The organism is Verrucomicrobiota bacterium, assembly GCA_019247695.1.
Lineage (GTDB): Bacteria > Verrucomicrobiota > Verrucomicrobiia > Chthoniobacterales > JAFAMB01 > JAFBAP01.
This window is the reverse complement of record JAFBAP010000101.1, coordinates 66,725-92,788: the sequence shown is the minus strand read 5'-3', so window position 1 is coordinate 92,788 and position 26,064 is coordinate 66,725. Positions and strand designations below refer to the sequence as shown.

Below are 26,064 nucleotides of genomic sequence, written 5' to 3'. Positions count from 1 at the left end.
CTACCAGCAAGCGGTGGCCTGGCCCTTTGGTGAAGCCATTTTCAACCTGGAGTACGACGTGATGTCCGACACCACCAAGGCACGCCGGTTTGGTTTTCACGAATGGGTGGACACCGAAGAAATGCTGCTTCGGTTGTGCGCGCAATTCCAACGGGAGCGCTTCATTCCCTTTTGACCCGTTTTCTTTTTTGTTCGCCGTGCAAGTGGCTGCTTAACAAGAGCTTAAACAGATCTCAGATTTCAAGAAAATGGCTACAAGCGCACCTGCAGGTACTCCAGGATGCTTTGCTGGCCGGCTTCCGGGGCGGTGACTTTTTGGAATGCCACCCCGGCCAAGCTCACCGTCTCGCGCCGGATAGCCGCCAGCCGTTCGATCACGTTGCGCAGGGTCCACTGCCGCGCCTGGTGCGTGCCGTCGGCCACAAACGACGGCGCCAGCCGCTGCTTAAGGTGCCGCTGCAGGTAATAGGCCAGCGTGCACAGCAAGACGTGACTTTGGATGCGCTCATCGGTCTTGCGGTAAACGGGGCGCACTTCCAGCTGCACCGTTTTGAGATTGCGGAAGGCCTGTAAGGTCGCACGCTAAAACCGGAAACGGGAAGCACATTGAGCCCGGAAAGGCTGAGAAAGGTTCCGGTTAAAGCGTGGCAATCCCGGAAAGTTGTCTGAGGGCAACGGGCGACAGGCCGAACGCGGTAAAAAACCCGTCCCTTTTTAGTACTACGCCGCTTTGGAGTTGTTAGCCTGGTGCGCGCGCCAGACCCGGCCCATCACCCTGATCACCCGTTTGCGGCTGGATGCGGCCCTCTACCGGCCGACCCCCAGCGGCGGGGCGGCCAGGCCGGCCGGCCGCGGTTCAAAGGCAAACCGGTCAAGAAACCGACCGAACGGCTCCAGGACCGGCGCACCCGCTGGCAGACGTGTCAACTGGGCTGGTACGGCGGGCAAATCCGCCGGTTGCAACTGGCCAGCGGCACCGCGGTGTGGTACAAGTCGGGCCGGCCGGCCGTGGCCCTCCGGTGGGTGCTGGTGCGCGACCCCAAGGGCCGCTGCGAGCCCATCGGCCTGCTGTCGAGCGACCTAAAGCTGGAGGCCCGCCAGATCGTGCGCTACTACCTGCAGCGCTGGTCGCTGGAGACCACCTTCCAGGAGGCGCGCCTCTACCTGGGGCTCGACGGCCAGCGCCAGTGGAATGATCTGGCTGTGGCCCGGGCGACCCCGCTGCGCTTGGGCCTCTTTTCGTTGGTGGCCCTGATGGTTCAACGTCAGCCGGCTTGGCAGCCAAGCGTGCGGCGCAGCGCCTGGTATGCTAAGGCGCAGCCGACCTTTGCCGATGCGTTGGCCCAAGTGCGTCGCGCCCTGTGGCGTCAGTTAGGTTTTTGGCTCTCCGAAGCGGCGATCGACGCGCAAAAACCTCCCCGGCTTTTATTCGAGCACGTGGCGGAACTGCTCGCTTACCTCCCCTGAAAATGGCCAAAGCCGAACCAGAAGTGCCGGTTCAATACTCATGAACGCTTATCTTTTTTGCTGTATCGACACGCTCAATTAGCTCTGGTCATTTTACGAGTCCGATGGGGGGTGCGACTCGAGGTTGGATAAAATCCATAGATTAGGTGGAATGTTTTGCGACCTGGCTAGTTTTTGGATTTACAAAGGTTAATTGATAGTTTTCCCTTGGGCGTCGCCCTAGGGAAAACGGTGTTAATTAACAGTTGTCAGGACTTTTAGCCCGGCATAACGGTCTGCCGCCCACCGCTTCGGCTGGTCTGCACTCTGTCGGTTTGCCTGCCTGATGCTGGCCCGCGTCACCTGTCTGGTTCATCATGGTTAAAAACCCGAGTAAATATTTTTTGGGAAGGATTACCTGAACTAGCCGACCGGGATTACCTGAACTAGCCGCCCGATTTGACGCCGGCTTCCCAGTTGAGCGGGACTGGAGCGTCGCCCCTATTTCAACTCAGAAAGCGGGTGATCGCTTTTTTATGTTACAATGGGAAAGGGGGGTTACCGAAGGGTAAAAAGGGTCGGGGAAGCATCGGCATGGGGGTCATCACATTACCACCAGAGCCCAGCGAACATTTTGCGGAAGGCGGCAAAGAAACCAATTACGTGCGCGTTCGCTTTGAGAAGCTGATCGATCCGTTCCGCCATCCCGAACGCCGATTAGACCCCCAAGCCATTGAGGAAGCGGGATACACCCTGATTTTCTGCAGGTTGACCGATGGAGGCGACGTAGGAGCGAACAGAGGGAAAACCGCAAAAAGCTCGTTACCCCCGCACTCGAGCGAGAGCGCCGCGTCAAGGGAGCGAGCATTAAATGGCAGGGGCCCGGCGAAGCCGGGAAGGCTGCCGTTTATGGCGCAGCGACCTTGCGCAAGCTCAAGCGAAAGGGCAATCGACGCTCCCCTACCCTGGCATGTGCCTATCCGCAGGATGGGTTGACGTGCCCCGGCCAGCCGCCGACAAAGGGAGGCGCAACATCCAGCCCTCAGGGGTTAGAACCCGCGCCGGCGGCGGAACCTTTTCCCCAATTTCCGAGGTCGCTTACGGTCAGGCCGCTACCAAACCGGCATGGGATGAAGGAAATCAGCGGGGACGAAAATGCACTTGCTGATTGAGATGCCCAAGCCGGTGCGGACGGCAGACCTGGAGCCGTTCCTCAAGCGACGAAGCCGGTTGGATAGGTGGTTTGAATCCATAGCACATCTGCACCGAGCTTCATAATCTGACAAGTCGCCTTCGTAATTTTCTTCTTGGTTGCCCCGGGAGACCCATCAAACCCGTACCAATGCCCGGTGACCTCGGCCTCGATCTTCCTGTTCGCAATGTCGTGCTCAACGAAGCTGCCGGCGGGGTCCGCTTTATCAAGCCGTCCAAGGATCTTCTGACCCTGGGCGCAGTTCAAAAGCTCCATCGTCACATTGATCGCTGTATCCCTGTCGGCGTACGTCGACTTGCCCGGCTCTGCCGTACCTTCGACGTGGCGAAAAGTGTGGCCGGCATCCTTCTTGAAGGCCTTCGAAGCAAAGGTTTGGTTAGAAACGTCGCTTCGAACGGACCTCCATTGTCTGAAGTGATTATGATCAGCTCGGTCGATGCAAGCTTCGGTTTCAGCTTTGGTATCTATTTTTTTTTACACCCAAGGTTATAGTCTCCGCTGTTGAGTTCGACTGGATGGCATAGTAGATCATATCGAGTTGCCGGATGATGACAAGAGACAGGTCCCTCCGACGCTGGAGAGCGGGACATTTCGGGGGCAGATGCGAAGCCAAACCGGTGGGCTTCGGTAACGTGCCCGCCTGCCTGAACCTTCCTGATTGTCCCTTGCGATCTACCAACTTCGCGTCGTGCTCTGCGGCGTGATGAGCCCGCTGGTGTGGCGGCAACTGCTCGTGCACGGATCGCTTTACCGGAGATTTTCGCAGTGCCGTCGGTCAATACCCCGCAAGCCAAAATGCGTCGACCCCACGCCAAGGTCCTCCGGGTCGGCGGATGGACGGTCGCAGCGCGGGAAAGACCCCCGTGGCGTGGGACGGGTCGATCCCCGCACCCTTTGGGGGTTGCCTTGCGCCTGGGTTCAACGTTTCTCCCAACCCCCCGCGCCATCACGGCCTGCCCCGTCGCGCCGTGTAGGTGGCGTCGGCGAACCCCGCCTCCCACGCTAAGGGCCGGGCCTACAACAAGACCCGCCATCAGTGACCGCATCCGGTCCAGTCAACGGCGGATCGTTGCTGTCCGTCAATGCCAAGCACCCTCAAGTTTAAGGGATGCGGCCTAGCGTAAGACCAGGTACGATCCAGCATTACCCGCAGAGGCGGCAACCTGACCATGTCCACGATCACCCACCCCCCCCCGGTGCACTTCGACGCCGTGCGCCGGTTTACGGTCGAGGAGTATTACCGGCTAGTCGAGGCCGGCATCCTCGAGGAGGACGCCCGCGTCGAGCTGCTGGACGGTCAAATCATCCCCACGGCGCCCATCGGCCCCGAACACCACTGGATTTTGGAGGAACTCACCGCAGCCTTCTCCGACCAACGCGGGAGACGTTTCAGGGTCGGTCCCGGCCGCTCTTTGCCCATACGGCCCCACGACGTGCCTGAACCAGACCTGGTGCTTTACCGGCCTGGGATCGGCCGCCGACAGCACCTCACCGCGTCGGACGTGCTGCTGGTCATCGAAATTGCCGACAGCACCCTCACCCGCGACCTGGGCTACAAAGCGGACCTCTACCGGCGGGCCGGCGTCCCGGAATACTGGGTGGTCGACGTTCGCCACCGGTGCCTGCGCGTCTTCCTGCTCGGCGGCGACTACTACGAAACGACAATCGTCAGGGAAGGCGAGGTATCGCCGCAGGCTTTAGCTGGCGTCGAAATCGATGTTGCTGCCTTGTTCGGGGGTGCTTGAGTCGCCCCGGTTTTTTGTCGGTTGACCGATGGAGCGAGGGACAAGCGAACAGAGGGAAAACGCAAAAATGCAGTCACCGGTAGCGCAGCGGAGGCCGCCGTCAAGCGAGGCAATGGGAGGATCCGCGAAGCGAAGGTGCCCGTTCCGACCTCGACGGCAATAGGCCGAAGCGGAGCTCCCTTCCCCCACAGGGGCGGGTACAGGCTGACCCCGTACCAGCGATCAACCTGCACCCCATGAAAAGCCTTTAGGACTTTCCCCCAAGCGGCTGATCGACCGACGACCTGCGTGCTTGAGCGCAAACCGATCGGTTTGTCACTGGCTCGAGCGCTGAGGCACGCCATAGCGACTCGAAGCGGCTTTCCCGCCAGAAATATGTCTTCACTGCCGAGTAGCGTATCCCCGTTGGCCCTGTAGCGTGAGAATTGGTCAAAAGCAGCCGACCCGGCGGGTGCCGGTATTAGCCAGACACAGACAGAGGGCGGGCTTCCGATATAAGGGACCAGGAGCCCGCTCGTTTGCTCCCCTGCCCTGTCCAGGCGATGTACCGCAGCCTGCACCACGACATGGTGCGCCCTGCGTTGTACCGCGGCGTGCGTTTGTGTTGCGGAATGCGGCCGTTGGCTTTACACAACGCCGGTTGCGTCTGGCCGGCTTTTCACAACCGGCGTGGATCGGCCGACCGCCGACTCGGGAAGCGGAACACTTGACCCGCGGATGCCGAACTCGCCCTGCCGGTGGAACCTTTTCCCTGGGGATGGGCCCCAAAGTCGTCTTGTGGGGGCAAGCCCCCATAAGCGTTAACTTGCTCGGTCAGAAAACACTGTTTATACGGAAATCTACACTAAATACGGTTCCACAACAAACGTTTGGATGTGATTTTCGAGGGAAAAGCACCTCTGCAGGCTGGAATTGAGAAACAAGTTAACGCTTAGGGGGCAAGCCCCCAACCACCTTTGCGCCAGATCCCCTTACCGCAGCTTCCACCCGCTTTCGATGAACGCGCCCACCGGACCCATCATGGCGGAGTTGTCGCGCCGCGGCGTTTCCCCAGTGTGGTCCTTCACCGCCGGGGAGGTCGTGGCAAAGCTCGGGCGCTTGCTAACGAGCGCACGTTCCAGGAGCGCGCCCAATATTGGGGGACGCAGTTGCGCGAAGCGGGGGGCGTCAGTCGTGCGGCGGACCTCATCATTGAGCATGCGCGCGGGGCGGGCGCTTCTGGCCAATAAAGGCTATGGATCGGGGCCGCAGATGGGCGCCCGGATAAAGCTCATGTTCGCCTGAGCCGCTGCCTCCCGTCCAACCGATCCGCTAACGGGTCCACGGGCCTTTGTGGGTTGGGGGTGACCAATACCCGAAAAAGGGGTGATTGACGAGCCGCCTCTGACGAGCTCCAAGCGGGCAAGCCGGCCCTCATAGGCGGTTGGCATTGCCTCCGTCACGCCCCGTATCCGGATGCCGGCCTTGCGCCGGTAAGGGAAAAGGCAACCGGCGCTCCCCTACCCTGCCGTGTGCCTGGTCCTCCAGGACAGGTCGACGCGCCCCGGCCCACCGCCAACAAAGGGGGCGGAACATCCAACCCCAAAGGTTCGAACTCGCCAGGCCGGCGGACCCATTTACTCCAAACAAAGCAGCTGAAGTCAAAGGGACGCGCCGCACCGTAGTTGGCGGTCTGGTCCCTTTCTGCCATCTTAAAGGGGAGCAGCCGCCATGACCACCACCGCAACCCGCGAGAAACTCGACGCCCGCGAAAAACTCAGAGCCGCCGGTTTTACCGAGGACCAAGCCGCCGGCCTTAGCGATTACGTCGACAAACGCTTGGCCGAGCAATGGGGCCTACTCAAAAACTGGTTTGTGATCATGGTGCTGGCCCAAATGGCCATCGTCTTGAGCGGTATGGCCTTCATGCTGTTCGTGGTCACCATCATCAATCACCTCTGGAGGTAGGGACAACCCAGGCGCGCCGCGATCGGATCGACATTTGCAGAGGCTGCGGCATCCAGGAAGGCGAGGCCCGCTCGGCTCGATGGGCGCAAGGTCGGCCTTGCGGCATAAAGCCGCTCGGGGACTCGCTATTTGTTCCACGGCCTCCCTTGGCGCCCGATCGAGCTGTAGCCGGGCAGGGGATGGGTATCGGTTCGGGGAAAAACGTGATTTTCCCCGAGCCGGGCGTGTTGCCCCAATCGGGCATCTGGTTCCTGATTGCCCCGCTGGCTTGGTCGCTGCCGAGTTGACCATTATCCCCCCTGCGGGGCTGCCCCTCCTGCGCAAGGACCGGCTCAACCGCCCTGAGAACGGGCGTCAGACGCGCTTGAGCCAGCAAGCGGGCCGCCGGTTTCCTCGGAGGGACCGGTGGCTCCGGCGCCATCCTGACCCCCTCCCTGGTCCCAGTTGGCAATGGGATGATCTAAAATGTGCTTTGGCCCGGCAATCTGCGGTTGCTGATTAATCCCCAGCTGTTTCAGGCGCTTGGCGATCCGGCGTTCCAACTCGTGGAAGCTAAGCACGCTCGGCTTTTCGAACGCGCTCGCGAGCGCAAAAGTAAATGCCCCGTGCGTTACGCCCCCATCGGCATATTCATAAGATTGTTGATCATCCTTGCAGGCCTCTATATCCACAGGCAGGTAGGGACCTACGTGTTGCCGCAGCTGGGTGAGCTCTTTGTACCTGGCTTTCGCAACCCTCCTCAGCGGTACCGCCCTTCCTAATTTATAGGTGTAGCCATTCAATCCCGTGTAGGTTTGCTGCTCTTGCTCGTCGAAGTCCGGAAGCAGCGGCTTCAGCCGCCGCGGCTCCCAATGCCGCCCCTTCCGATTCCCTTGCTGCAACCCATGGCGGATCTCCTCGGGGGCAGGCACGTTTCGGACTGAACCTCGCTGGCCCTGGATCAGGCCGCCGGAAAAGCAGGTGTCGAAGATGGCAAGAAACCTGGCCGTCGGCGGAAGCTGGGTGTACAAATCGAAAAGGTCTCGATCGGTGATGGCGTTGAGCTTTTGCCAGTCAAAATCGACGGGTACAATCCCGTCCTCGACGTGGTCGATCAGCCCGTTCGGACCACGGCCCGGGATTTGCAGCCCGTGCCCGCTATAGTAGAAGACCCGCTCTGCCTGATCGTCGGCGTGCGACAAAAGCCACGTTAGGCGGTCGATGATCGCGTCCTTGGTGGCACGCCGGTCGATGAGAACGGTGATGTCCTCAGGCAAGAATCCGTTTTGCTGAAGGAGGGCGCTTACCGAATACACGTCATTTACGCAGCCGTTGAGTTTGTGGGCAGGATCGGGGTAGTCGTTGATGCCGACCAGCAGCGCCCGGCGCTTCGGCGGTTTAGCGGCTTGCTCGACGATCGCCAAGCCTCGTGACACGAACGCTTCGTCCAAGCCCCGCGACAGCGGCTCCCAGACCTTGGTCAACGTGTTGGGGTGATCGAGGTAACCGGGGTTGCCGTTCGTTGTCGTCGGGTTGTGCCCGGCGGGCGAGTCCGTCTCGACCTGCAAGAAGGTGATTTGGCCCGGCTCCGTGATCTGCGCGGTGAACGCCGGGTCCAGTTTATTGAAGAGGTGATACCACCTTTTGGCCGGAACCATTGCGACCCGGCCACCCCACATTCTGGCACGAACAAAGGGGTTAGCAATCTGAGAGCCCAAGGTGATATAGATGCGCCCTTCCGCAAGCTTTCGGCCCACGTCGTCATGGGTAAAGAGGTCGTAGGACAAGAGGGTGCCCAGGCTATGCGCCAGAATGATGTCGGGATTGAATGCCTGGATGGCCGCGCTCAGAGCCGCACGGAGGTCTTTGCGGAGGGCGTCGCTGACAACCCATTGCGCAACCATTCCCGCGTACCACCGGCCGACGTATTTAAGATTGTCCAAAGGTTCAAATGCCCTTGGCTGAAGGGGATCGGCGGCAGCGTGGTACGCCGCGCTTCCAATCAGCTCCGCAACGGCTTCGGCGTCTTCAAGCAGGTTGCTGGGATACTTTTCAAAGATGGCGTCGTAGGGGAGGGCGCTGAACTCCAATCGGTCCTTGGTGTGCAACCTATTAGTAAACGCATCCTTGAGAACGTCTATCCACGGTTGATTCCAATCCTGGGTCTGCTCGGTGTGTCCGATTCCGTGGATGCAAAGAATTCGGTAATCTGGCATCGCGACCGTTGTTTACCGTACAGACTTCGCCAGACGGAATACGCATTTTTGCGCATTTCCTCGCGGCCAGCGGCACCTTTTCCCCAAAACCAAGCGGCTTGAAGTCACCAAGCGGTGCAAGGCCGCGCCAATGCCTGTCCCGGGTCCGGGCCGTCCAGAGCGGATCCGGGGACCTAACGACCCCCTCCCCCGCATTCAAGGTGGTCCAGCCCGGCGCCGACGGTGCGAATCGTCATCCAGCAGTGAAAACGGCGGGCCGGGTCGGCTGCGAGAGCAGGGAGCGGCGGTAAGCGGCTGTGGCCCCCGCAAAAAGCGCCGCAAGGGGCACGCCGCCCTTCAATCGGGCCTCCCCCGCCGATGAGAGAAATGGAGGCGTTGCTCTAACCACGCGTCAGGCCTTCTGAAATGAACCACAATAACCGTCGCGGACCGGCAAGTAACCCGCACTATCAATCCTGAGTGGCTTCAATTCAACCGGGAACCGCTGTAAGTGCAGTCCAACGCCAGAGGTTTCGCCCGCCGTTCCACCGCTCGTGGCCCTTCGCCCGGCCAAAATGCCGAAACCTACAGGTAACTCAACCACCCCCAGTTTGGATGCGCGCCCTTGAACGCCGCATACCACCGGCAGGGGAAGTAAAGCAGCCCTAAAGCAAGTAACCACATCAGGTAAATGAAGGCCAAGCCGTGGCCGTAACCGGCCGGGGGATCTTGGGTCATAAAGCGCCCCTGCCAAAGCCAAGTGATGGGTTGATGGTAGAGCCAGCCCACCACGATGGCCAAGCCGTGGATCACAAAGAGGTGCAGGACGTAGTAAAACAGGGGCACGCGACCGAACGCAAGGAGGATCCGCCCGAAGCCGCGCCCTGTCGTCGCGCCCTCCAGCCACGTCAACAGGATCAGGGCGGGGCCCAGCGTCATCAGCAGGTAATCCAGCGAGGGCGGGTATTTCAGGGCGTTGAAAAAGGCGGCGACGGTCAGCGTCGGGCGGGGCTGGACTCGCCAGGGTCCCGCCGTGGACGGCACGGGGGCGGGCAGGCCGGCGCCGCCGTTGCCGTAGCCGTTGAGCGCGCGCAGCGCAAAGAACGCCAGCGTGAGCGCCACCCCCAGCCCGAGCGTCCATTGGCGGCGGTCCGGCCGCCCGAGCAGCGCCCCCAGCGCATAGCCCGCCGCCATGACCCCGACCCAGGGCACTAGCGAGGTAATCGCCCTTTCGGGGATTGCCCGCCCCCTGCCCCACCCCGAAGCTTGCCATTGCGCGAGGCGAGCCCGAAATTTGTAACCTCGCCTTCCGGCCCACCGCCGACTCCGGGCGGACATCTGACCCCAGGGGCATGAGCTTGCCAGGTCGGCGGCCCCTTTTTCCTCCCAAACAAAGCGGCTTGAAGCCGGGGGTAAGTCAGCAGGCACCACGTCGATTTGAGGTCTGGGGGTTAATCGCACCCGGAAAAAGGGGGTTATTGGCATCGCCCCCGACGAGCTCTAAGCGCGCAAGCCGGCCCTCATAGGCGGGGTTGGCGTCGCCTGCATCACATCCCGTACCCGCAGGCCGACCTTGCGACAGCGAAGGAGGGGCAGCGCATGCTCCCTCACCCTGCCGCACGCCCGGACTTCCAGGACGATTCGATGCGGCCCGGCCCACCGCCGACAGAGGGCGGCAGCCGCTTGATCCCTGTGATAACCTTTTTGCCAAAGGATGCTGGTATGGTCACCGATCTCCAATCCCGACGATTCGCGTTCGACACGACGCGCCGTTATACCATTGAGGAGTATCACCGGTTGGTTGAGGAGGGGATCCTGGAAGAGTAGCGGCGCTCGGTGGAGCTGCTAGAGGGCCGCATCGTTCCTATGTCCCCGATCGGACCCAGGCACCAGCGGATCGTGGACGAATTGCTTCACGACTTCATTCGTCAGGAAGTTTGGCGGTTCAGAACCGGCCAGGATTCGCCGTTGCCGATCCCTGACCATGACGAACCCGAGCCGGACCTGTTGCTTTACCGGCCTGGCGCCCTGAGTGATGAGCATCACGTGCGACCGGCCGACGTGTTCGTGGGGGTGGAGGTCGCCCAAAGCACCCGCCGGCGCGACCTGGTTAAGAAAGCCCGGATCTATGAGGGCGCCAAGCTCCCGGAATATTGGGTCGTGGACCTCAAGCGCAATGGCCTGCACGTCTTTAGGCTGGTCGGCGGGCGCTACGAAACCAGCGTCGTCAGGGAAGGCATGGTATCGCCGCAGGCGTTACCGGGCGTCGAGGTTGACGCGTCCGCCCTGCTGGCGGGCGGCGCTTGAGGGAGGAAATGCCCCGGAGGGAAAGAACAACGTTTCTTTCCCGATCGATACCCCCATAAGCCGTAGCGAGTCCGGAGGGTGTCAAGGGAGCCGAGCATTAAATGGCGAGGGCTTTGGCGAGCGGCTTTAAGGCGCAGGCCCCCTTGCGCGGGCTCAAGCGAGGGGGGCAACCGGCGTTCCCCACCCTACCGTGCACCCGGTGCCCCAGGACGAATGGACGTGCCCCGGCGGGCGGTTTTGGTCCTCGCATGCAGGAGAATTCCTACGGCGCGATGAGCGCCGGCCGTTTCCGAGGGGGGTGTCAGCAGCCCAAATTCCTGGTGCGACCCGCTGGCACCCTCAGCTCATCAGGACGACCTTGCCGGTGTTCTTACGCTCTTCCATATAGGTTTGCGCCTCGCCGGCCTGCGCGAGCGGAAAGCCCTTGCCCACATGGGGGCGCACCCACCCTTCCGCGACGCCCTTCAGCAGGGTTGCCATCCAACCCGCGATCAGGCCGGGCTCATGCCACAGGTGGCCCAGGTTCACGCCGAAGACGGATTTGTTGGCGTTCATCAGCGCAAGCGGATGGAAGAAAGGTGTGCCGAGCACAACCGGCAACAGGCGCAAGGGCCCGGGGAGCTTCGAGTCCGTTGCCACCGAAACGCCGAACACGCCGAGCCGCCCCGTCGAACGCAACGCCTCATAGCTCTTCTTCCAGTGACGGCCGCCCAAGGGGTCGGTGATGAGCGCCACGCCTTTGCCTTGGGTGAGCCGCTGCAGTTCGGCCGCCCAGTCTTGGGCGCGGTAGTCGATGGCCTGGTGCAGCCCGCGTTGCCTCAGGAAAGCGTGCTTGACGCTGCTGGCCGTGCCATAAATCGTGGCGCCGAGGTGGCGCGCGATGTCGATGGCGGCCAAGCCCACGCCGCCGCCGGCATTGTGAATGAGCACGGTCTCCTCGGGTTTCAGAGCCCCCATGACCGCCAGCAACTGCCACGCGGTAAGGTAGTTTACCGGGATGGCGGCCGCCTGTTCATGGGAGAGCGAGGCCGGTTTGACCAAGGCCTGTTTCTCGGGCACGATCACCACGTCGGAATAGCCGCCGAAGCGGGTCAGCGCAAAGGCATCCTTGCCCACCCAGGACAAGTCCACACCGGGGCCTATGGCGTCCACGGTGCCGGACACTTCGTAGCCGACCACGCAGGGAGGCTTGGGCGCGTCGGGGTAGAGGCCCTGGCGCGCGAGAATATCGGCAAAGTTGACGCCGCTTGCCTGGACGCGGATGCGGAGTTCGCCCCCGACCGGGCGCGGGTCGGGCGATTCACGCATCTGCAGCTTGTCCGGGCCACCGTGACCGACGATGAAGACCTGTTTCATTTTGCAGCTCCTTGCCGGTTAACTACGGCGATCATCCCCCTTTTGCCATTCGCATTCATTCGGCCCGGACCGGATGTTTTCGGGCCGTTCTCAACCGAGGGGGGGCCGTTTAAAAACCGATGCCCCTCGGGACAATTCCTTCCGGCAGCACCGGGCTTGGCGGGTGGCAAGTACCGGCACAAGCGAGGGCGGGCTGCTGGTCGGCGATACAAAAGCCCGCCCGTGTTTCGCCCGGTCCGCCTGCTCACGGGTGGACTCGGCCCCGCCCAGCGCCGAAATAGGGAGGTTCAAGCACCCAGCCCAAAGGCCCGAACTCGCCACGCCGGAGGAACCTTTTTCCCAAAGGATCCTGTTCAAGGCGGTTGGGCCGATACCGCCGCGTAATTTTTGTGTCGCCTTAAAACCGCTTAGTGCCTCGTTGACGATCCCTTGGCCAAGCGCGCCGGGTGCGCTGCCGGCCTGGACGGGTGGCCAACGTACGGTGCTGCCGCCCCCCGCCTCGCACGCCGTGAGGGCAGCGTTGAACAGAGGGCCTCCGAGGACGGCTACCGGGCGTAGACAAGGGGCAGGGTCCCAGAGAATCGCGCGCCGGGAGCCGCGCGCGTTCCAATCGCCTCAAAGGGCCACCGGCTCAAGGCATGGAGCCAGGCCCGCACCCGCCCCCAGGCTCGGCGGCGGCGCTGGACCTCGCCTCGGGGGCGGGCGGAAACCCGTCCGGCCACGAACCGTTACCGCCGGACGAAGACCGGTTTGACCATTACGCGCTCGTGTCGCGCGCGGACGGCGCCTTTGACGCACCGGGCCGGGGCCCCATGGGCGTCACGTAGGGGGCGCATCGACCAAGGAAATAGCTGCAAAGAGAGCAGTTTGCACGGGAAAGCCCGTCACAGAACGTCCTTTCCGTAATGGGTCCGGGAAAAGGATGCTCCTTTCCCTCGAATCGTCCATGGTTGCCCTGGGGGGCCCGGATCCCGGTTTGCGCGTGTGCTCCCTGGGGCGATCCATAAAGCCATCGTCGATAAACCCTATGCTTTCGAAAGCGGCTGAGCGACCGACCCAAACGGCAGCGCTCTGAGGCTAAGCGCCCTCGCGTTTAGAGGGTGCGCCCTGAGTAGGACCAAGTATGATTCAGTAATGCCCACAGCGGCGACCGCCGACCCTATGACCACCTTTATCCAACCGCCCCCGGTCCGCTTCGACGCCGTCTACCGCTTCACGGTGGAGGATTTTTACCGGCTGGTGGAGGCCGGCATCCTCGAAGAGGACGCGCGCGTCGAGCTGCTGGACGGCCAACTCATCCCCATGGCCCCGATCGGCCCCGAACACCACTGGATTCTTGCCGAACTTAACGAAGCCTTCGTGATGCAAAGCGCCGGGCGCTTCAAGGTCGGTCCCGGCCGGTCCCTGGTCATCCGGCCTCACAACGTGCCCGAACCGGACCTGGTGCTGTACCGGCCCACCCTCGGCCGACGCCAACAGGCCACCCCGGCCGATACCCTGCTGGTGATCGAAATCGCCGACAGCAGCCTCACCCACGACCTGGGCTACAAAGCGGACCTCTACCGGCGGGCCCGCGTCCCGGAATACTGGGTAGTTGACGTTCGTCACCGGTGCCTGCGGGTCTTTATGCTGAGCGGCGACCGCTACGAAACGAGAATCATCAGGGAAGGCAAGGTGTCGCCGCAGGCTTTAGCGGGCGTTGAGGTTGACATGTCCGCCCTGCTGTCGGGTGACGCTTGAGGGAGTTGGTACCGTTTTTGTGCCCGGAAGCGCGAAGCCCTTTCGAACGCAAAAAGCAGATACCCTTGCACCCGAACCGGGGCTCCAGCGTCAAGGGAGCCAAAGCGCGGCTCGGCCAGGGGTCAGGCCGTCGAAGGTACGGTCGCCTATGATCCGGCGAACGAACGGTGCATCCTTGTGAGATGGCTCAAATCCTGATTCCCCTCGGCATCGCGTTTATCATGGTCGTGTTCCCGGGCCTGTTGTGCATCGCCGGGATCATTTTTCTGGCCCAAAAAGGCCGGTACCGGGATGCGTGGTACCTACCGCTTTACGTGGCGTGCGGGCTTATGGCGTGCCTTTGCCTCTGGAGCTGCTGGGTGCTGGCGTTCAAGCTGCCCTTACCCTGGAAAATGCCTTGACAAAGGGCCTTCCGACCTGATCCCAGCGATTCTCTTCATTACGGCTGAGGGTGCTGGAAAGAGGCCCGCAGGAGATTTTCCTACGCGTGTACCCGAAGTGCCGGGAGACCTTTACCCCCGAACTTACCCCTCGCCATTTTTTCCACTCCCCCATCCGCTGCCGGTTGGGATACCCTTTGGACCAGCGCGCCCAATCCCATGCCGCACGCATCAAAAGTACGTCCACCACCTTCCGCCCGGCGGGGCCACGCCCCTGCCCTTTTCTGATGAGCGTCGCAAATCAAAGCGGTGATTCGATTCGGCCAGCCCCGGCGCGGCGCCTGGTCGCCATCATTGGAAGCGGGCCGGGCGGCCTGGTGGTCGCCAAATTCCTCAAGCAGCACGGCTGGGAACCGGTGCTCTTTGAGCAAAATGATGCGCTGGGGGGACAGTGGAACGCGCGCTCGCCTCACAGCGGGGTTTGGCCTTCCATGGTGACCAACACCAGCCGATGGCTGACTTGCTTTAGCGACCTCGCGCCCGAACCCAAGGGGGCAATCTTCCCCTCCAACGGGGAGATCCTTTCCTATCTGGGGCGCTATGCCCAAACGTTTGACCTCCTTCGCCACATTCGGTACGCCACCCGGGTCGAAACGATCGAGCGTGACCCTCGAGGTGGCGGTTGGGTGATCGGGTCCAACAGCGGCGCCGAGGCTCGAAGCGAGACCTTTCCGTACGTGGTGGTGGCTTCCGGCAGGTTTACCACGCCGCTGATCCCGCCCCTGCCCGGACTGGAATCGTTTTGCGGCCGAGGCGGAGCACTCCACAGCCTTCACTACAAGCGCCCGGAGGGTTTCCGCGGTCAACGGGTGCTCGTGGTGGGTTGCGCCATCAGCGCCCTGGAAATTGCCAGCGACCTGGCAATGCTGGGCGCCGCGCGCGTCGTCTCGACCTACCGACGCCAGCGCTACGTTGTGCCCAAGCTGGTGGCCGGGGTCCCCAGCGACACGCTCGCCTTTACCCGCTTTGCGGCCCTGTCTGCGGAGGTCACGCCGAGGGAAGCCCTGGCCAAGGCCACTCAGGACCACATCCTGCGGGCGTTCGGCAGCCCGGAGCGGTTCGGCGCGCGGCCGCCGGACGGCGATTTCCTGACGGTGGGGCGGGGGTTGAGCCAGCACTTCCTGCCATTGGTGGCGGAGGGCCGCATCGTTGTTAAACCCTGGCTGCGCCTCATCGAGGGCCCGAGGGTTCGATTCAGCGACGAAAGCGCCGAAGAGTTCGATGCGATCATCCTGGGCACCGGCTTCGAGTTGAGTTTGCCGTTCTTGAGCGCCGCGATCCGCCGCACGCTCCGGCTGAACGACGCTCAGGACGCGGAACTTTACCACTTCACGTTCCATCCGGATTTGCCGGGTCTTGCCTTTGTGGGTTTGTGGGAACAAACCGGGCCCTATTTCCCACCCCTGGAGTTGCAAGCCCGCTGGATCGCGTACGCCTGGAGCGGGCTTCGGCCGCTTCCGCCGCCGAGTCAGATGGAGGCGGCCCTGGCGGCCCAACCGCCCAAGCGAGGCGGCTCGCAGCCGCAGGCGATGCATTTGATCGCGCTGCGCTTTGCGCGCGAAGCGGGCGTGGAACCCGAGCTAAGCCAGTGGCCCCTCCTGGCTCGGGCGCTGCTGTTTGGGCCGTTGTCGGCCGCATCTTTTCGGCTGGCCGGCCCCGACCGCTTACCGGAAGCGGCGGAACGGATCCAGGCCGAAGCGCGGGCGTTGGGCACGGTGGTCAGCCCCGAGTTCTCCCGTGAACAGGTCGCGCAACTCCAGGCCCTGGCGGCCGCTCGCAAAGAGGCTGGGTTCACCGGATTGGTGGACCGGATCACGAAGCCGTCAGCAAACGCGCAGGGACCCGAAGAATGAACGGTCAGTCACTCGGGTGCCCTCGGTAGAAAGGCGCCATCTCACTTTCACGAATGCGGACCAGGTAGTAACGAAGAGGCTCGCATGAACACTTCGAACTCGCCCCGCGGGCGCACCCTTTTTCCCACAAACAATGCGGTTTAAGGTCACCGGGCCAAAGCGGCGCAACGCGGCCGTTCGGTTCGCGCCAGCCTTGCTCCCAGCAGGCGGACGAAGCTTTCGATTGTGCAAACGCCCCCCGTTCGCGTAATGCTCGGGGCATGCGCCGAATGCCCCGAAACGGCCGCGGGCGCCAAAACCATGAAAACCGCGCTTTCCGCCCTGTTTGCCGCCTTCACGTTGTGGGTTGCCGCGACGTTACCGGCGGCTGAAAAGGTCACCCCATTCCCCCGCGAGGTCACGATCGGCGTCGACCCGGCCCGCAGCAACGTCCAATTCACCCTGGGCGCCACCCTGCACACCGTCCACGGCACGTTCAGGGTCGAGGGCGGCACGGTTCGCTTGGACGCCGTCAGCGGGAAAGCCGGGGGGCAGGTCGTCGTCGACGTCAAAAGCGGCAACACGGGCGTGGAAGCGCGCGATCGGCAGATGCACGAGAGCGTGTTGGGAAGCGACCGATTTCCCCGGGCGGTGTTTTTGCCTGACCGGGTCAGCGGTCTCGGGTCCCTGGAGGGCGAGCATCAGGTGGTGGTGCACGGCACCTTGCGGCTTCATGGCCAGGATCACGAGGTTAGCCTTCCTGCCAGGGTGACGGTACAGGACGGCCGGGTTACCGCGGCGGCAAAATTGGTGGTGCCTTACGTCAGCTGGGGCATGAAGGATCCGAGCACGTTTGTGCTTCGGGTAAGCGACAGGGTAAACCTCGAGATCACCCTTGCCGGCACGCTAAACCCCAAACGCCCGTGAGGGCGGTGGAATACGACCGGGACGCTGAATTGGCTTCACGGCCAAATCCCGCTGCTTCCCCGGATCTTACGCCGAGTTCCATTCGTACCGTTTGTGGTGACAACGAGGGAGGGTCAGGCCTACGCCATTGAGACGGTGGAGCGCATGAGCGTGGGTAAAAATGCCTGCGCGATTGTCAACGCCGAGGGCATCATCCTGTTCGTGCCGTTTCACGCCATCGACCACGTTTCGATGATGGACGCGCCGGTCGGGGCCTGATGACGCTTTTGCGCTCCGGAAGGGCGCGAGCCCTTTCGAACGCAAAAAACAGTTACCCTTACAGCCGAACCGGAGCGATGCGCCAAAGGGAGGCAACGGAATAAAAAGCGAGTCTTCGAGCGGCTTTATGCCGGATGCCGACCCTGCGCGGCGCCCACCCCCTGCGCCGGCACCCGACCGACATCACGGTCTGAATGGCATTAAAAGGTGACCGCGACGCGGCAGCCCAGGACGAGGGCGTTGTCGAGGTCCTGGCTGCCGCCGGGGTTGATGATGTATTGCAGGTCCGGCTGGACGCCCAGCCACGGGGTGATTTGCGCCTGGTAGGTGGCTTCGAGCGCCATCTCCGCACTCGCCCCAACCGCGCCCGCTGCCCTCGCCGCCCGTTTGGCGCCCGAGCTCAACTGCGCGTACGCAAAGGCCACCCCTATGGTGTCCGCGTCGCGGGTGGGAATCAGGCCCTTATAGGTCAGCCCTGTATCGAAATAGAGTCCGATGAAATTACGATCCTGGGGCTCATAAGCGATGCGGCCGAAAACTCCAAGTCCCTGGTCTGATTTCTTTACGACCGGCGCGCCTCCGTTTGCACCGGTAGCGCCGGCGACCTTTTTTCCATCTGATTGAGGAGCCGCGGACGGAGCGGCCATTTCGCCGGGTTCGCGATACACCATCTGATCGAGCATGGCGTAGACGCCGTAATTTCCGCGCACGGAACCTGCGTCGTCAGACCTGGCAAATCGGGCCGTGTGATACCACGCTCCGGCGCTGAATTGACCCGGAAGCCCCGTGTCCTCGGCGCGCTGGTTCCAACGCAATTGCGCTTCATTAAGGAAGAAGAACCCGTTTGCGCCATTCAGCCGCCAGCGGAACCCATGGAGGTTAACGTTCTGCGGGTAGACGTTGCCCTGGAAAACCGCCGTTTGGAAAGTAAACCAACCCACCGGATTGAGCGCCAGGCGGACGCCCAGGGTGCCGATCGGGTATCCCGGGCCGCCCCCGGGTAGATTCGAACCCATGGAGGCAGGCCACCCGAAGGTATTATTGAGAAATGTGGAGGCGTATTTCGAAACGAAGAAGTCCGTATCGGCCGCGATCTGCCCGAGGCGGAGAGAAACGGCGTCATCCAGCCAGTTTTGCTGAAGCCAGAGTTCGTAAGCACGCACCGAGTTGTAGCCGGCGATGCTCGAAATCGTGAGGAAGTTCCCGGCGAGGTCCCTGGACGCGTCCTGGCCGGTTATCCACAGCCATCTGGTGTCGAAGCTTGCGCCCGGCCACCCCATCGCCTTCTGAAGATCGAGCTGGAGGGCGACGTAAAGGAGGCCCGTATATACCGCTCCCCGCTCAAAGCCGCCGGTGATGTTGCCCCACCCTTCAGCATCATAACCGCCGGAAATCTTGAGCCCGTGATCCAGCAGCGCGGCGCGAAGTCCTCCCCAATCACCCGTCATCGTGTCGCCGCCCACCCATTGTGACCAGGGCGAAGTATCCGCCCCGGCGACGTTCGGCCCGGCCAGTACGGCAAAGCCGATGAAACTTAGGGCAGCCGCAAGGACCGGCATCCGATACCGGCGTTTATGCAGTCCGAGGCGGGATCGCCGTTTCATGCGTCTCATTTGTAGCTTTGGATGATCTCGGGATCGGACCCACGGGCAGACTGATAGCACGCCTCTTAAAATCCATCGTCTTCGAAACGGCCAGCTTTTTTTCCTTTCCCATCCGGTATCGTGCCGGTGGTTGGCATGATCCGGAGCATGGCCAACTTGGTCGCGCCGGCCCGGCAACGGCTCATCCGGCAGTATGCGTCCCGCTCACGAGCGCGCCGAGCAGCCGGGCAAAGGCGCGTGCCGCCGCGCAGGATGTGAGCCGGTCAGACACATTCCGGCGAACGTCCCGGTGTGCCCGAGAGAGCACGCATGCGCCGCGCGGAGGTTCTTTACCGAAATTCGGGCCCTCGTTATCCTGAAGGCAAGATGCGGTGTCTCGTAATCGAAGATGACGCGGAGACGGCCCGGTACATATGCAAGGGACTGAAAGAGGAGGGCTTCAGCGTTGTGTGGTGCCGCGACGGGGTCAATGGCCTCCACCTTGCAGCGAACGAGCATTGGGAACTGGTGATCCTGGATCGGATGTTGCCGGGCGGCGTCGACGGTTTAACAATTGTGCAGGCGCTCCGGCAAGTTCGTAAGACCACGCCGGTGCTGATTCTGAGTGCGCTCGCCAATTTGGATGAGCGCGTCCGGGGCCTTCGGAGCGGCGGTGACGATTACCTGACCAAGCCTTTTGCGTTCTCGGAACTTCTCGCGCGGATTCAGGCCCTGTTACGCCGCGCCGGTATGCGACAGGACGTTTCGGAACTGTGGGTTGCCGACCTGAAACTCGACCTGAGGCGGCGCAGTGTAGAACGCGCGACGAGACCGATCGCATTGCAGCCGCGAGAGTTCCGCCTTCTGGAGTACCTGGTCCGCCACGAAGGGCAGGTAGTTACGCGTACCATGCTCCTGGAGGCGGTCTGGGACTATCACTTTGATCCACAGACGAACGTCATCGATGTTCAGATCAGCCGGCTGCGTCAAAAGATCGATAAAGATTTTTCTCCGCCGCTGCTGCATACCGTACGCGGTGTCGGCTACATGATTTGCGTCAACAATGACTAGGCAATGACCAGGCTGTTGAACACCGTTGCATTTCGCCTGGCGATCGGCTACAGCGCGCTGGTTCTCGGCGCGGTAGCGGTGGTTTCGGCGGTTCTCTATTTCGGGACGGTTGGGGTTCTCAGTCGTGAGATTGATTCGAAACTCATCATGATCGCCGGGCGGCTTTCCAATCACTTTGAAACCCGCGGCATTGCGGCGCTTCAGGGGGAGATAGAACAACTGCTGACGGACGGCGTCGACCAGGACACCGAGGTCTACCTCCTGCTTGGACCCAACGGGCAAAAGCGCGTGGGCAATCTTTCTGACTGGCCCGACGGTAAAGTACCCCTGGATCAACTAACCGATCAGGCGGTAACCCGTGCGGGCCGCCCCTCGACGAGCCGCTTACTGCCCCTTAAGTTATCAGGCGGCGCGACTCTCGTGGTCGGCCGCGACCTGCGGGACGTGCGCGAGATCGAGCAACTCGTGTTGCGCGCCCTGGTGGTCGGCGGCGTAATCGGCGTGCTTCTCGCAATGGGGGGCGCCGACTTGTTTCGGCGGCTACTGGAGCACCGAATTGCAGCCATCCGCCGCACGGTTCTGGAAATTGAAGCGGGAGATTTGAGCCGTCGCATTCCTGTCGTCGACTCGGAGGACGAGTTCACGCGGCTTAAGCACGACATCAATCACATGCTGGACCGGATCGAGCATTTGATGAATGGCGTGCGCGAGGTTTCCAACGCCATCGCTCATGATCTTCGAACGCCCTTGGGCCGCATCCGGGGCCTGCTCGATGAGGCGCTCAGGCCCGAGACAACCTTCGAGCGGCTTTCTGAAGCCGCCGATGCGGCCATTCGCGGGATTGATGAAGTGATCCGGGTTTTCGATAAGCTGCTGCAGATCGCCGAAGCCGAGTCCGGCACGCGCCGCCAATCGTTCCAGCCGATTGCGCTTCGAGAAATCATAACCGGCGTGGTTGAGCTTTACGATGCCGCCGCGGAGGCAAAAGGCATCGCGCTGCGCGTTGATTGTGAGGACGAACCCGTGACGCTCGGCGACAAAGAGCTTCTGGCGAATGCAACGGCCAACCTGGTCGACAATTCGCTCAAGTATGCGGGGCGCACGGCCACGGTACGCGTACGAGCGACGCAAGACCGCAGGGTGGTGTCGATTGTTGTCGAGGACAACGGGCCAGGCATCCCGCCCGAGGAACGTGAAAAGGTCCTCACGCGCTTTTATCGGCTCGATCGAAGCCGGAGCCTGCCGGGTAACGGACTTGGTCTGCCCATCGTCAGCGCCATAAGCCACCTGCACGGCGGCAGCTTTTCCCTGGAGGACGGCGGTCCGGGGCTCATCGCGCGAATCGTGCTGCCGCGCCTGACGCCGGCAAGTTTGCCAAATGGTAATGTCCTGGAAACGGCAAGGATAGGTACGGCCGGTTAAATTGACTCCCGCTTCCTTGAGGGCGGACGCCGATAAGGAAAGCGGGACTATGCAAGGATCCGGACGACCTCGATTTGCCCATGCGCTCGGACAGCGGACGCGCTGGCTCATTATCGTCACCGGCGCGGCCCTCATCGTCGCCCTGACTTTCGGCGCCCGATGGCTGCTGAACCGGCATTATTCAGCGGCGACAGCGAACGCGACGGCCGCAGACGCGCATCCGGCACCTGCGGCGGGGACGTTTCGTCCGACCGACGCCCAATGGAAAAGTTTGAAGATTGCACCGGTGGAGTTGCGCACCTTTCAGACCGAGCGCACGACCGAAGGCAAGATCGCCAACGACGACGACGCGACCACGCCGGTGTTCTCGCCTTATTCCGGACGGGTTACCAAGCTCTTCGCCAAGGCAGGCGATGAGGTAAAGCAGGGTGGCGCGCTGCTTGCGATCGTGGCGTCCGAGTTCGTGCAGGGCCAGAATGATCTCATCAACGCCGTCAGTGCCCTCAACACCGCGCGCGCGCAGCTCAACCTGGCGCAAACCAGCGAGAAGCGCCAGCATGAGCTCTACGATACGAAGGGCGGGGCGCTCAAGGACTGGCAACAGAGCCAGGTCGACCTTGCCACTGCCCAGGGCGGTTTCCGTTCGGCGGAAATCACCCTTGCTGCGGTACGTAACCGTCTGCGGATCCTGGGCAAGGCTGATGCCGAAATCACTGCGATCGAGGATGCGCCGGATCGGCTGACGATGAACCCGGAGGCGCTCATCTGCGCGCCGATCAGCGGGACCGTGACGCAACGCCAGGTCGGTCTCGGCCAATACATCAGCAGCGCCGCGAATGGTGCCTCCACCCCGATCTTCTCTATCGGTGACATGTCGAAGGTCTGGCTGCTGGCAAACGTACGCGAACCGGACGCACCATCGATGCGGCGCGGCGAACCGGTCGAAGTGCATGTGCTCGCTATTCCGGGACGCGTCTTCAAGGCAAAACTCATCTACGTCGCGGCGGCGATCGATCCGGGCACGCACCGACTGCCGGTCCGGGCAGAGGTCGAGAACCCGGACGGCGCCTTGAAGCCGGAGATGTTTGCGACCTTCAGCATCATCACCGGAAATGCCGTCAGCGCGCCCGCGGTACCCGAGGCGGCCGTCGTGTATGAAGGCCAGACGGCGCGCGTCTGGACGGCGGGCAGCGATAGAACCCTCGGCTTGCGCCAGATCCGGCCTGGCCGGACTCAGGACGGCATGGTTGAGGTGCTCGCCGGCGTCCTGCCCGGTGAGTCGGTGGTGACCCGCGGCAGCCTGTTCATCGATCGTGCGGCCGAAGCGACGGACTGAGCCGGCCAACCGCAGGAGGAAGCCACGAGCACGGACAACTCACGATGAACGGGATCGTCGCCTTTGCGCTGAAACAGCGGATGCTCGTGGTCATCGTGATGTTCTGCCTGTTCGGTGCCGGCGCGATGAGTTTTATGCGCCTCAACATCGAGGCTTACCCTGATCCGGTACCGCCGCTCGTGGAGGTGATCACCCAGAGCAGCGGCCAGTCGGCTGAAGAGATCGAGCGTTACATCACCATTCCCGTCGAAATTCAAATGGCCGGCGTCCCGCACGTCACTGCGGTGCGGACCATCTCTCTATTCGGCCTGTCGGACGTCCGCGTGCAGTTCACCTACGACTTCACCTATGAGCAGGCTGAACAATGGGTGATAAACCGCCTGTCGCAATTGTCGCCTTTGCCCAACGGCGTCACGCCTCAGATCTCACCGGAAAGCCCGATCGGCGAAATTTACCGGTACCGGATCGTCGGCCCGCCCGGCTATTCGGTCATGGACCTTAAGACCCTCCAGGACTGGGTCCTGCAGCGCCGTTTCAAGGCGGTGCCCGGCGTGGTGGACGTCAGCGGCTGGGGCGGCAAGACGAAGACCTACGAAATCACCCTCGATCAAAATAAACTGGTTGAGTACGGCCTCACCGTTCCTCAGATCCTGCAGGCCCTCAACAACGCCAACATCAACGTGGGCGGCCAGACGGTGAATTTCGGGCCGCAGGCAGCCGTGGTGCGCGGGGTCGGACTGATCCATTCCATGGACGACATCCGCGACACCATGCTGAGCGCGAACAACGGTTCACCGGTCCGCGTCAGGGACGTCGCCACGGTGCAGGTCGGCCACCAGCCACGGCTCGGCATCGCCGGGCAGGACGATGACAATGACATTGCCCAAGGCATCGTCCTGATGCGCCGCGGCGAGCAGAGCCTGCCGACCATCCGCCGGGTTGAGGCTGAGGTGCAGAAAATCAACACCACCGGAATCCTCCCGCCGGGCGTCAGGCTCGAGAAGATCTATGATCGCCGTGAGCTGATCGCGGTCACTACCCGCACGGTGCTTCATAACCTGATCTTCGGCATCATGCTGATCTTCTTCATCCAGTGGATCTTCCTGGGCAACCTGCGCAGCGCGGTGATCGTGGCCGCAACCATACCATTCGCCCTGTGCTTTGCCATCATCACCATGACGCTGCGCGGCGAATCGGCGAACCTGCTCTCGGTCGGCGCGATCGACTTCGGCCTGATCGTGGACGCGACGGTCATCATGGTAGAAAACATCTACCGGCACCTGGCGCAGCGACCCGAGGAACGGTTCGCGCACTCGCCGGTAAAGCACCGCCTGCCCTCTTCCTGGGAGCTGCGTGGGGTGCTCGCCGTGATCGGCAGTTCCGCGCTCGAAGTCAACCGGGCCATCTTCTTTTCCGCCTCAATCATCATCGCCGGCTTCATCCCGTTGTTCACGTTGTCCGGGGTTGAAGGACACATCTTCGGGCCGATGGCAAAGACCTACGCCTACGCGATCGCCGGCGGCCTGATTGCCACCTTCACCATCACGCCCGCCTTGAGCGCAGTGCTGCTGCCGAATCCGGCCAGAGAGACCGAGACCCTCATCGTGCGCGGTTTGCGGCGGATCTACATCCCGCTGCTCAAGGTCACGGTCGCCAATCGCATTGTGTCGCTGGGCGCAGCGGTGGCGCTCGTGACGTTGGCGGTGGTAGCGGCCCGCTCCCTCGGCCTCGAGTTTCTACCCAAGCTTGAGGAAGGCAACTTTTGGATCCGCGCAAGCTTCCCGCCCACGATCTCGCTGGAGGAAGCCGGGGGATACGCCGACCGTATGCGGCAGATCGTCAAGAACTTCCCGGAGGTTCAGACCGTCATCTCGCAACTGGGGCGGCCTGACGACGGGACTGACGCCACCGGGTTTTTCAATCTCGAACTCGATGTGCCCCTCAAACCCTTCTCTACATGGCCCGCGGGGATCGACAAGGAGAAACTCACTCGCCAGATGGATGCGGCCCTGGAAGGCCCGTTCCCCGGGGTAGATTTCAACTTTTCTCAGAACATAGAAGACAACGTCGAAGAAGCCGCCTCGGGGGTCAAAGGCCAGAACTCGATCAAGCTCTTCGGCAACGATCTTGAGGCGCTGCAGAATACCGCGTACCAAATAAAAGCGCTCCTCGAGACGGTGCCCGGCATGACTGACCTCTCCGTCTTCGACGCGTTTGGCCAGCCAACCGTCAACATCGACATCGACCGCAAGGTCGCCGCGCGCTACGGGCTGGCTCCGGGCGACATCAATTCAACCGTGCAGGCGGCGATCGGCGGTCAGGCAGCCGGCAACCTGTACGAATACGGCAGCGATCGGAACTTCCCCATCGTCGTCCGCCTGGCGCCGCAATACCGCCAGAGCCTGGACGCCATGCGCCGGATTCCGATCGGCGCGCCCAACCCGAACGGAAATGGGATTGTCCCTATCCCGCTGAGCGACACCGCCAAGGTAAGCCTGGCTCCGGGTTACTCCTTCATTTATCGCGAGAACCAGGAGCGCTACATCCCGATCAAATTCAGCGTGCGCGGACGCGATCTCGGGAGCGCGGTGCTCGAAGCGCAGAGCAGGATTGCCGGCCAGGTCCGCCTGCCCGCCGGTGCGCGTCTGGAGTGGGTCGGTGAATTCGGCGAACTGCAGGACGCAATGGAGCGCCTTAAACTTGTCGTGCCGATGACCCTGCTGCTGATAGTTCTGTTGCTGTTCGCCAACTTTTCCTCTGTCACCGACACGTTGCTGGCGGCCAGCGTCATGCCTCTGGCGCTGATCGGGGGAATTTTCGCCCTCTGGATCACCGGCACGCCCTTCAGCGTCTCAGCAGCGATCGGCTTTATCGGTCTGTTCGGCATTTCGGTGATGGAAGGAATCATCGTTATTTCCTACTTCAACCAACTCATCGAGGGTGGTCTGGAGCGTTCTGCCGCGCTAATGCGGGCTTGTCAGATACGGCTGCGTCCAGTCATGATGACCTGCATCGCGGCGTGCGTAGGGCTGTTGCCGGCCGCTACCTCAACGGGCATCGGCTCGCAGGTTCAGAAACCGCTCGCCCTTGTGGTGGTAGGCGGGATCCTTCTGGCGCCCATCCTCATCCTGATCATCCTGCCCGTGCTGGTTGACCTGTTCTCACGGCGAGGCCGACGTGCAGAGGAGGCCCCGGCAGCCGAACTCCAACCCGCGGAATAATGAAACCATTGATACGAGTCAGACGCGCCGGCGGGTCGAAGACGTC

The 26,064-nt window shown here is 62.3% G+C and carries 21 protein-coding genes; 16 read left to right on the top strand and 5 right to left on the bottom strand.

Annotation, left to right across the window (positions count from 1 at the left end):
* Positions 1–175 (top strand): NAD-dependent dehydratase (locus tag JO015_11525; GenBank protein MBV9999727.1); only part of this gene is annotated, 175 nt, incomplete at its 5' end.
* A gap of 77 nt (positions 176–252) precedes the next feature.
* Here JO015_11525 and JO015_11520 read toward each other — a convergent pair.
* Complete coding sequence (locus JO015_11520; protein MBV9999726.1) at positions 253–546, bottom strand: hypothetical protein; 294 nt, start codon at positions 544–546, stop codon at positions 253–255.
* A gap of 201 nt (positions 547–747) precedes the next feature.
* Between JO015_11520 and JO015_11515 the strand changes: the two genes are divergently transcribed.
* From JO015_11515 to JO015_11500, 4 genes are all read left to right on the top strand, one after another.
* The gene (locus tag JO015_11515) at positions 748–1,467 is read left to right on the top strand and encodes a hypothetical protein (GenBank protein ID MBV9999725.1); all 720 of its coding nucleotides are present in this window, start codon (positions 748–750) and stop codon (positions 1,465–1,467) included.
* 1,321 nt (positions 1,468–2,788) lie between these two features.
* Positions 2,789–3,151 (top strand): hypothetical protein, encoded by a 363-nt coding sequence (locus tag JO015_11510; protein ID MBV9999724.1) that lies wholly within the window; start codon positions 2,789–2,791, stop codon positions 3,149–3,151.
* Positions 3,152–3,828: 677 nt separating this feature from the next.
* The gene (locus tag JO015_11505; GenBank protein ID MBV9999723.1) at positions 3,829–4,404 is read left to right on the top strand and encodes a Uma2 family endonuclease; all 576 of its coding nucleotides are present in this window, start codon (positions 3,829–3,831) and stop codon (positions 4,402–4,404) included.
* A 1,710-nt stretch (positions 4,405–6,114) separates the two neighbouring features.
* A complete protein-coding gene (locus JO015_11500; GenBank protein ID MBV9999722.1) occupies positions 6,115–6,351 on the top strand; it encodes a hypothetical protein in 237 nt (78 codons plus the stop codon).
* 332 nt (positions 6,352–6,683) lie between these two features.
* Here the strand turns inward: JO015_11500 and JO015_11495 are convergent, their stop codons facing one another.
* A complete protein-coding gene (locus JO015_11495) occupies positions 6,684–8,546 on the bottom strand; it encodes a caspase family protein (GenBank protein MBV9999721.1) in 1,863 nt (620 codons plus the stop codon).
* Positions 8,547–9,110: 564 nt separating this feature from the next.
* The gene (locus JO015_11490) at positions 9,111–9,737 is read right to left on the bottom strand and encodes a hypothetical protein (protein MBV9999720.1); all 627 of its coding nucleotides are present in this window, start codon (positions 9,735–9,737) and stop codon (positions 9,111–9,113) included.
* Positions 9,738–10,391: 654 nt separating this feature from the next.
* Here JO015_11490 and JO015_11485 point away from each other — a divergent pair.
* Positions 10,392–10,832 (top strand): Uma2 family endonuclease, encoded by a 441-nt coding sequence (locus JO015_11485; protein ID MBV9999719.1) that lies wholly within the window; start codon positions 10,392–10,394, stop codon positions 10,830–10,832.
* 339 nt (positions 10,833–11,171) lie between these two features.
* Here JO015_11485 and JO015_11480 read toward each other — a convergent pair whose 3' ends face one another.
* Positions 11,172–12,188, bottom strand: coding sequence for a zinc-binding dehydrogenase (locus JO015_11480; protein MBV9999718.1), 1,017 nt, complete (start codon positions 12,186–12,188; stop codon positions 11,172–11,174).
* A gap of 638 nt (positions 12,189–12,826) precedes the next feature.
* Between JO015_11480 and JO015_11475 the strand changes: the two genes are divergently transcribed.
* From JO015_11475 to JO015_11450, 6 genes are all read left to right on the top strand, one after another.
* A complete protein-coding gene (locus JO015_11475; GenBank protein ID MBV9999717.1) occupies positions 12,827–13,015 on the top strand; it encodes a hypothetical protein in 189 nt (62 codons plus the stop codon).
* 334 nt (positions 13,016–13,349) lie between these two features.
* Positions 13,350–13,928 (top strand): Uma2 family endonuclease, encoded by a 579-nt coding sequence (locus tag JO015_11470; protein ID MBV9999716.1) that lies wholly within the window; start codon positions 13,350–13,352, stop codon positions 13,926–13,928.
* 182 nt (positions 13,929–14,110) lie between these two features.
* Positions 14,111–14,329 carry a hypothetical protein gene (locus tag JO015_11465; protein ID MBV9999715.1) on the top strand — a complete coding sequence of 73 codons (219 nt, stop codon included), beginning with the start codon at positions 14,111–14,113 and terminating at the stop codon, positions 14,327–14,329.
* Between the two features lie 266 nt (positions 14,330–14,595).
* Positions 14,596–16,221, top strand: coding sequence for an NAD(P)-binding domain-containing protein (locus JO015_11460; GenBank protein MBV9999714.1), 1,626 nt, complete (start codon positions 14,596–14,598; stop codon positions 16,219–16,221).
* A 300-nt stretch (positions 16,222–16,521) separates the two neighbouring features.
* Complete coding sequence (locus tag JO015_11455; protein ID MBV9999713.1) at positions 16,522–17,127, top strand: YceI family protein; 606 nt, start codon at positions 16,522–16,524, stop codon at positions 17,125–17,127.
* Positions 17,128–17,223: 96 nt separating this feature from the next.
* Positions 17,224–17,385 (top strand): hypothetical protein, encoded by a 162-nt coding sequence (locus JO015_11450; protein ID MBV9999712.1) that lies wholly within the window; start codon positions 17,224–17,226, stop codon positions 17,383–17,385.
* A gap of 200 nt (positions 17,386–17,585) precedes the next feature.
* Here the strand turns inward: JO015_11450 and JO015_11445 are convergent, their stop codons facing one another.
* Positions 17,586–18,989, bottom strand: a complete 1,404-nt coding sequence (locus tag JO015_11445) for a carbohydrate porin (protein MBV9999711.1) — start codon at positions 18,987–18,989, stop codon at positions 17,586–17,588.
* A gap of 366 nt (positions 18,990–19,355) precedes the next feature.
* Here JO015_11445 and JO015_11440 point away from each other — a divergent pair, with 366 nt between their 5' ends.
* Genes JO015_11440 through JO015_11425 form a run of 4 tightly spaced genes read left to right on the top strand, consistent with a single transcriptional unit; the run spans position 19,356 to position 26,018 of the window.
* Positions 19,356–20,039: a response regulator transcription factor gene (locus tag JO015_11440; GenBank protein ID MBV9999710.1), complete on the top strand. Its 684-nt coding sequence runs from the start codon at positions 19,356–19,358 to the stop codon at positions 20,037–20,039.
* 3 nt (positions 20,040–20,042) lie between these two features.
* On the top strand, positions 20,043–21,461 hold the full coding sequence (locus JO015_11435) for a HAMP domain-containing histidine kinase (GenBank protein MBV9999709.1): 1,419 nt from the start codon (positions 20,043–20,045) through the stop codon (positions 21,459–21,461).
* A 49-nt stretch (positions 21,462–21,510) separates the two neighbouring features.
* Positions 21,511–22,797, top strand: a complete 1,287-nt coding sequence (locus JO015_11430) for an efflux RND transporter periplasmic adaptor subunit (protein ID MBV9999708.1) — start codon at positions 21,511–21,513, stop codon at positions 22,795–22,797.
* Between the two features lie 44 nt (positions 22,798–22,841).
* Positions 22,842–26,018 (top strand): efflux RND transporter permease subunit, encoded by a 3,177-nt coding sequence (locus JO015_11425; protein MBV9999707.1) that lies wholly within the window; start codon positions 22,842–22,844, stop codon positions 26,016–26,018.
* The last annotated feature ends 46 nt before the right edge of the window (positions 26,019–26,064 follow it).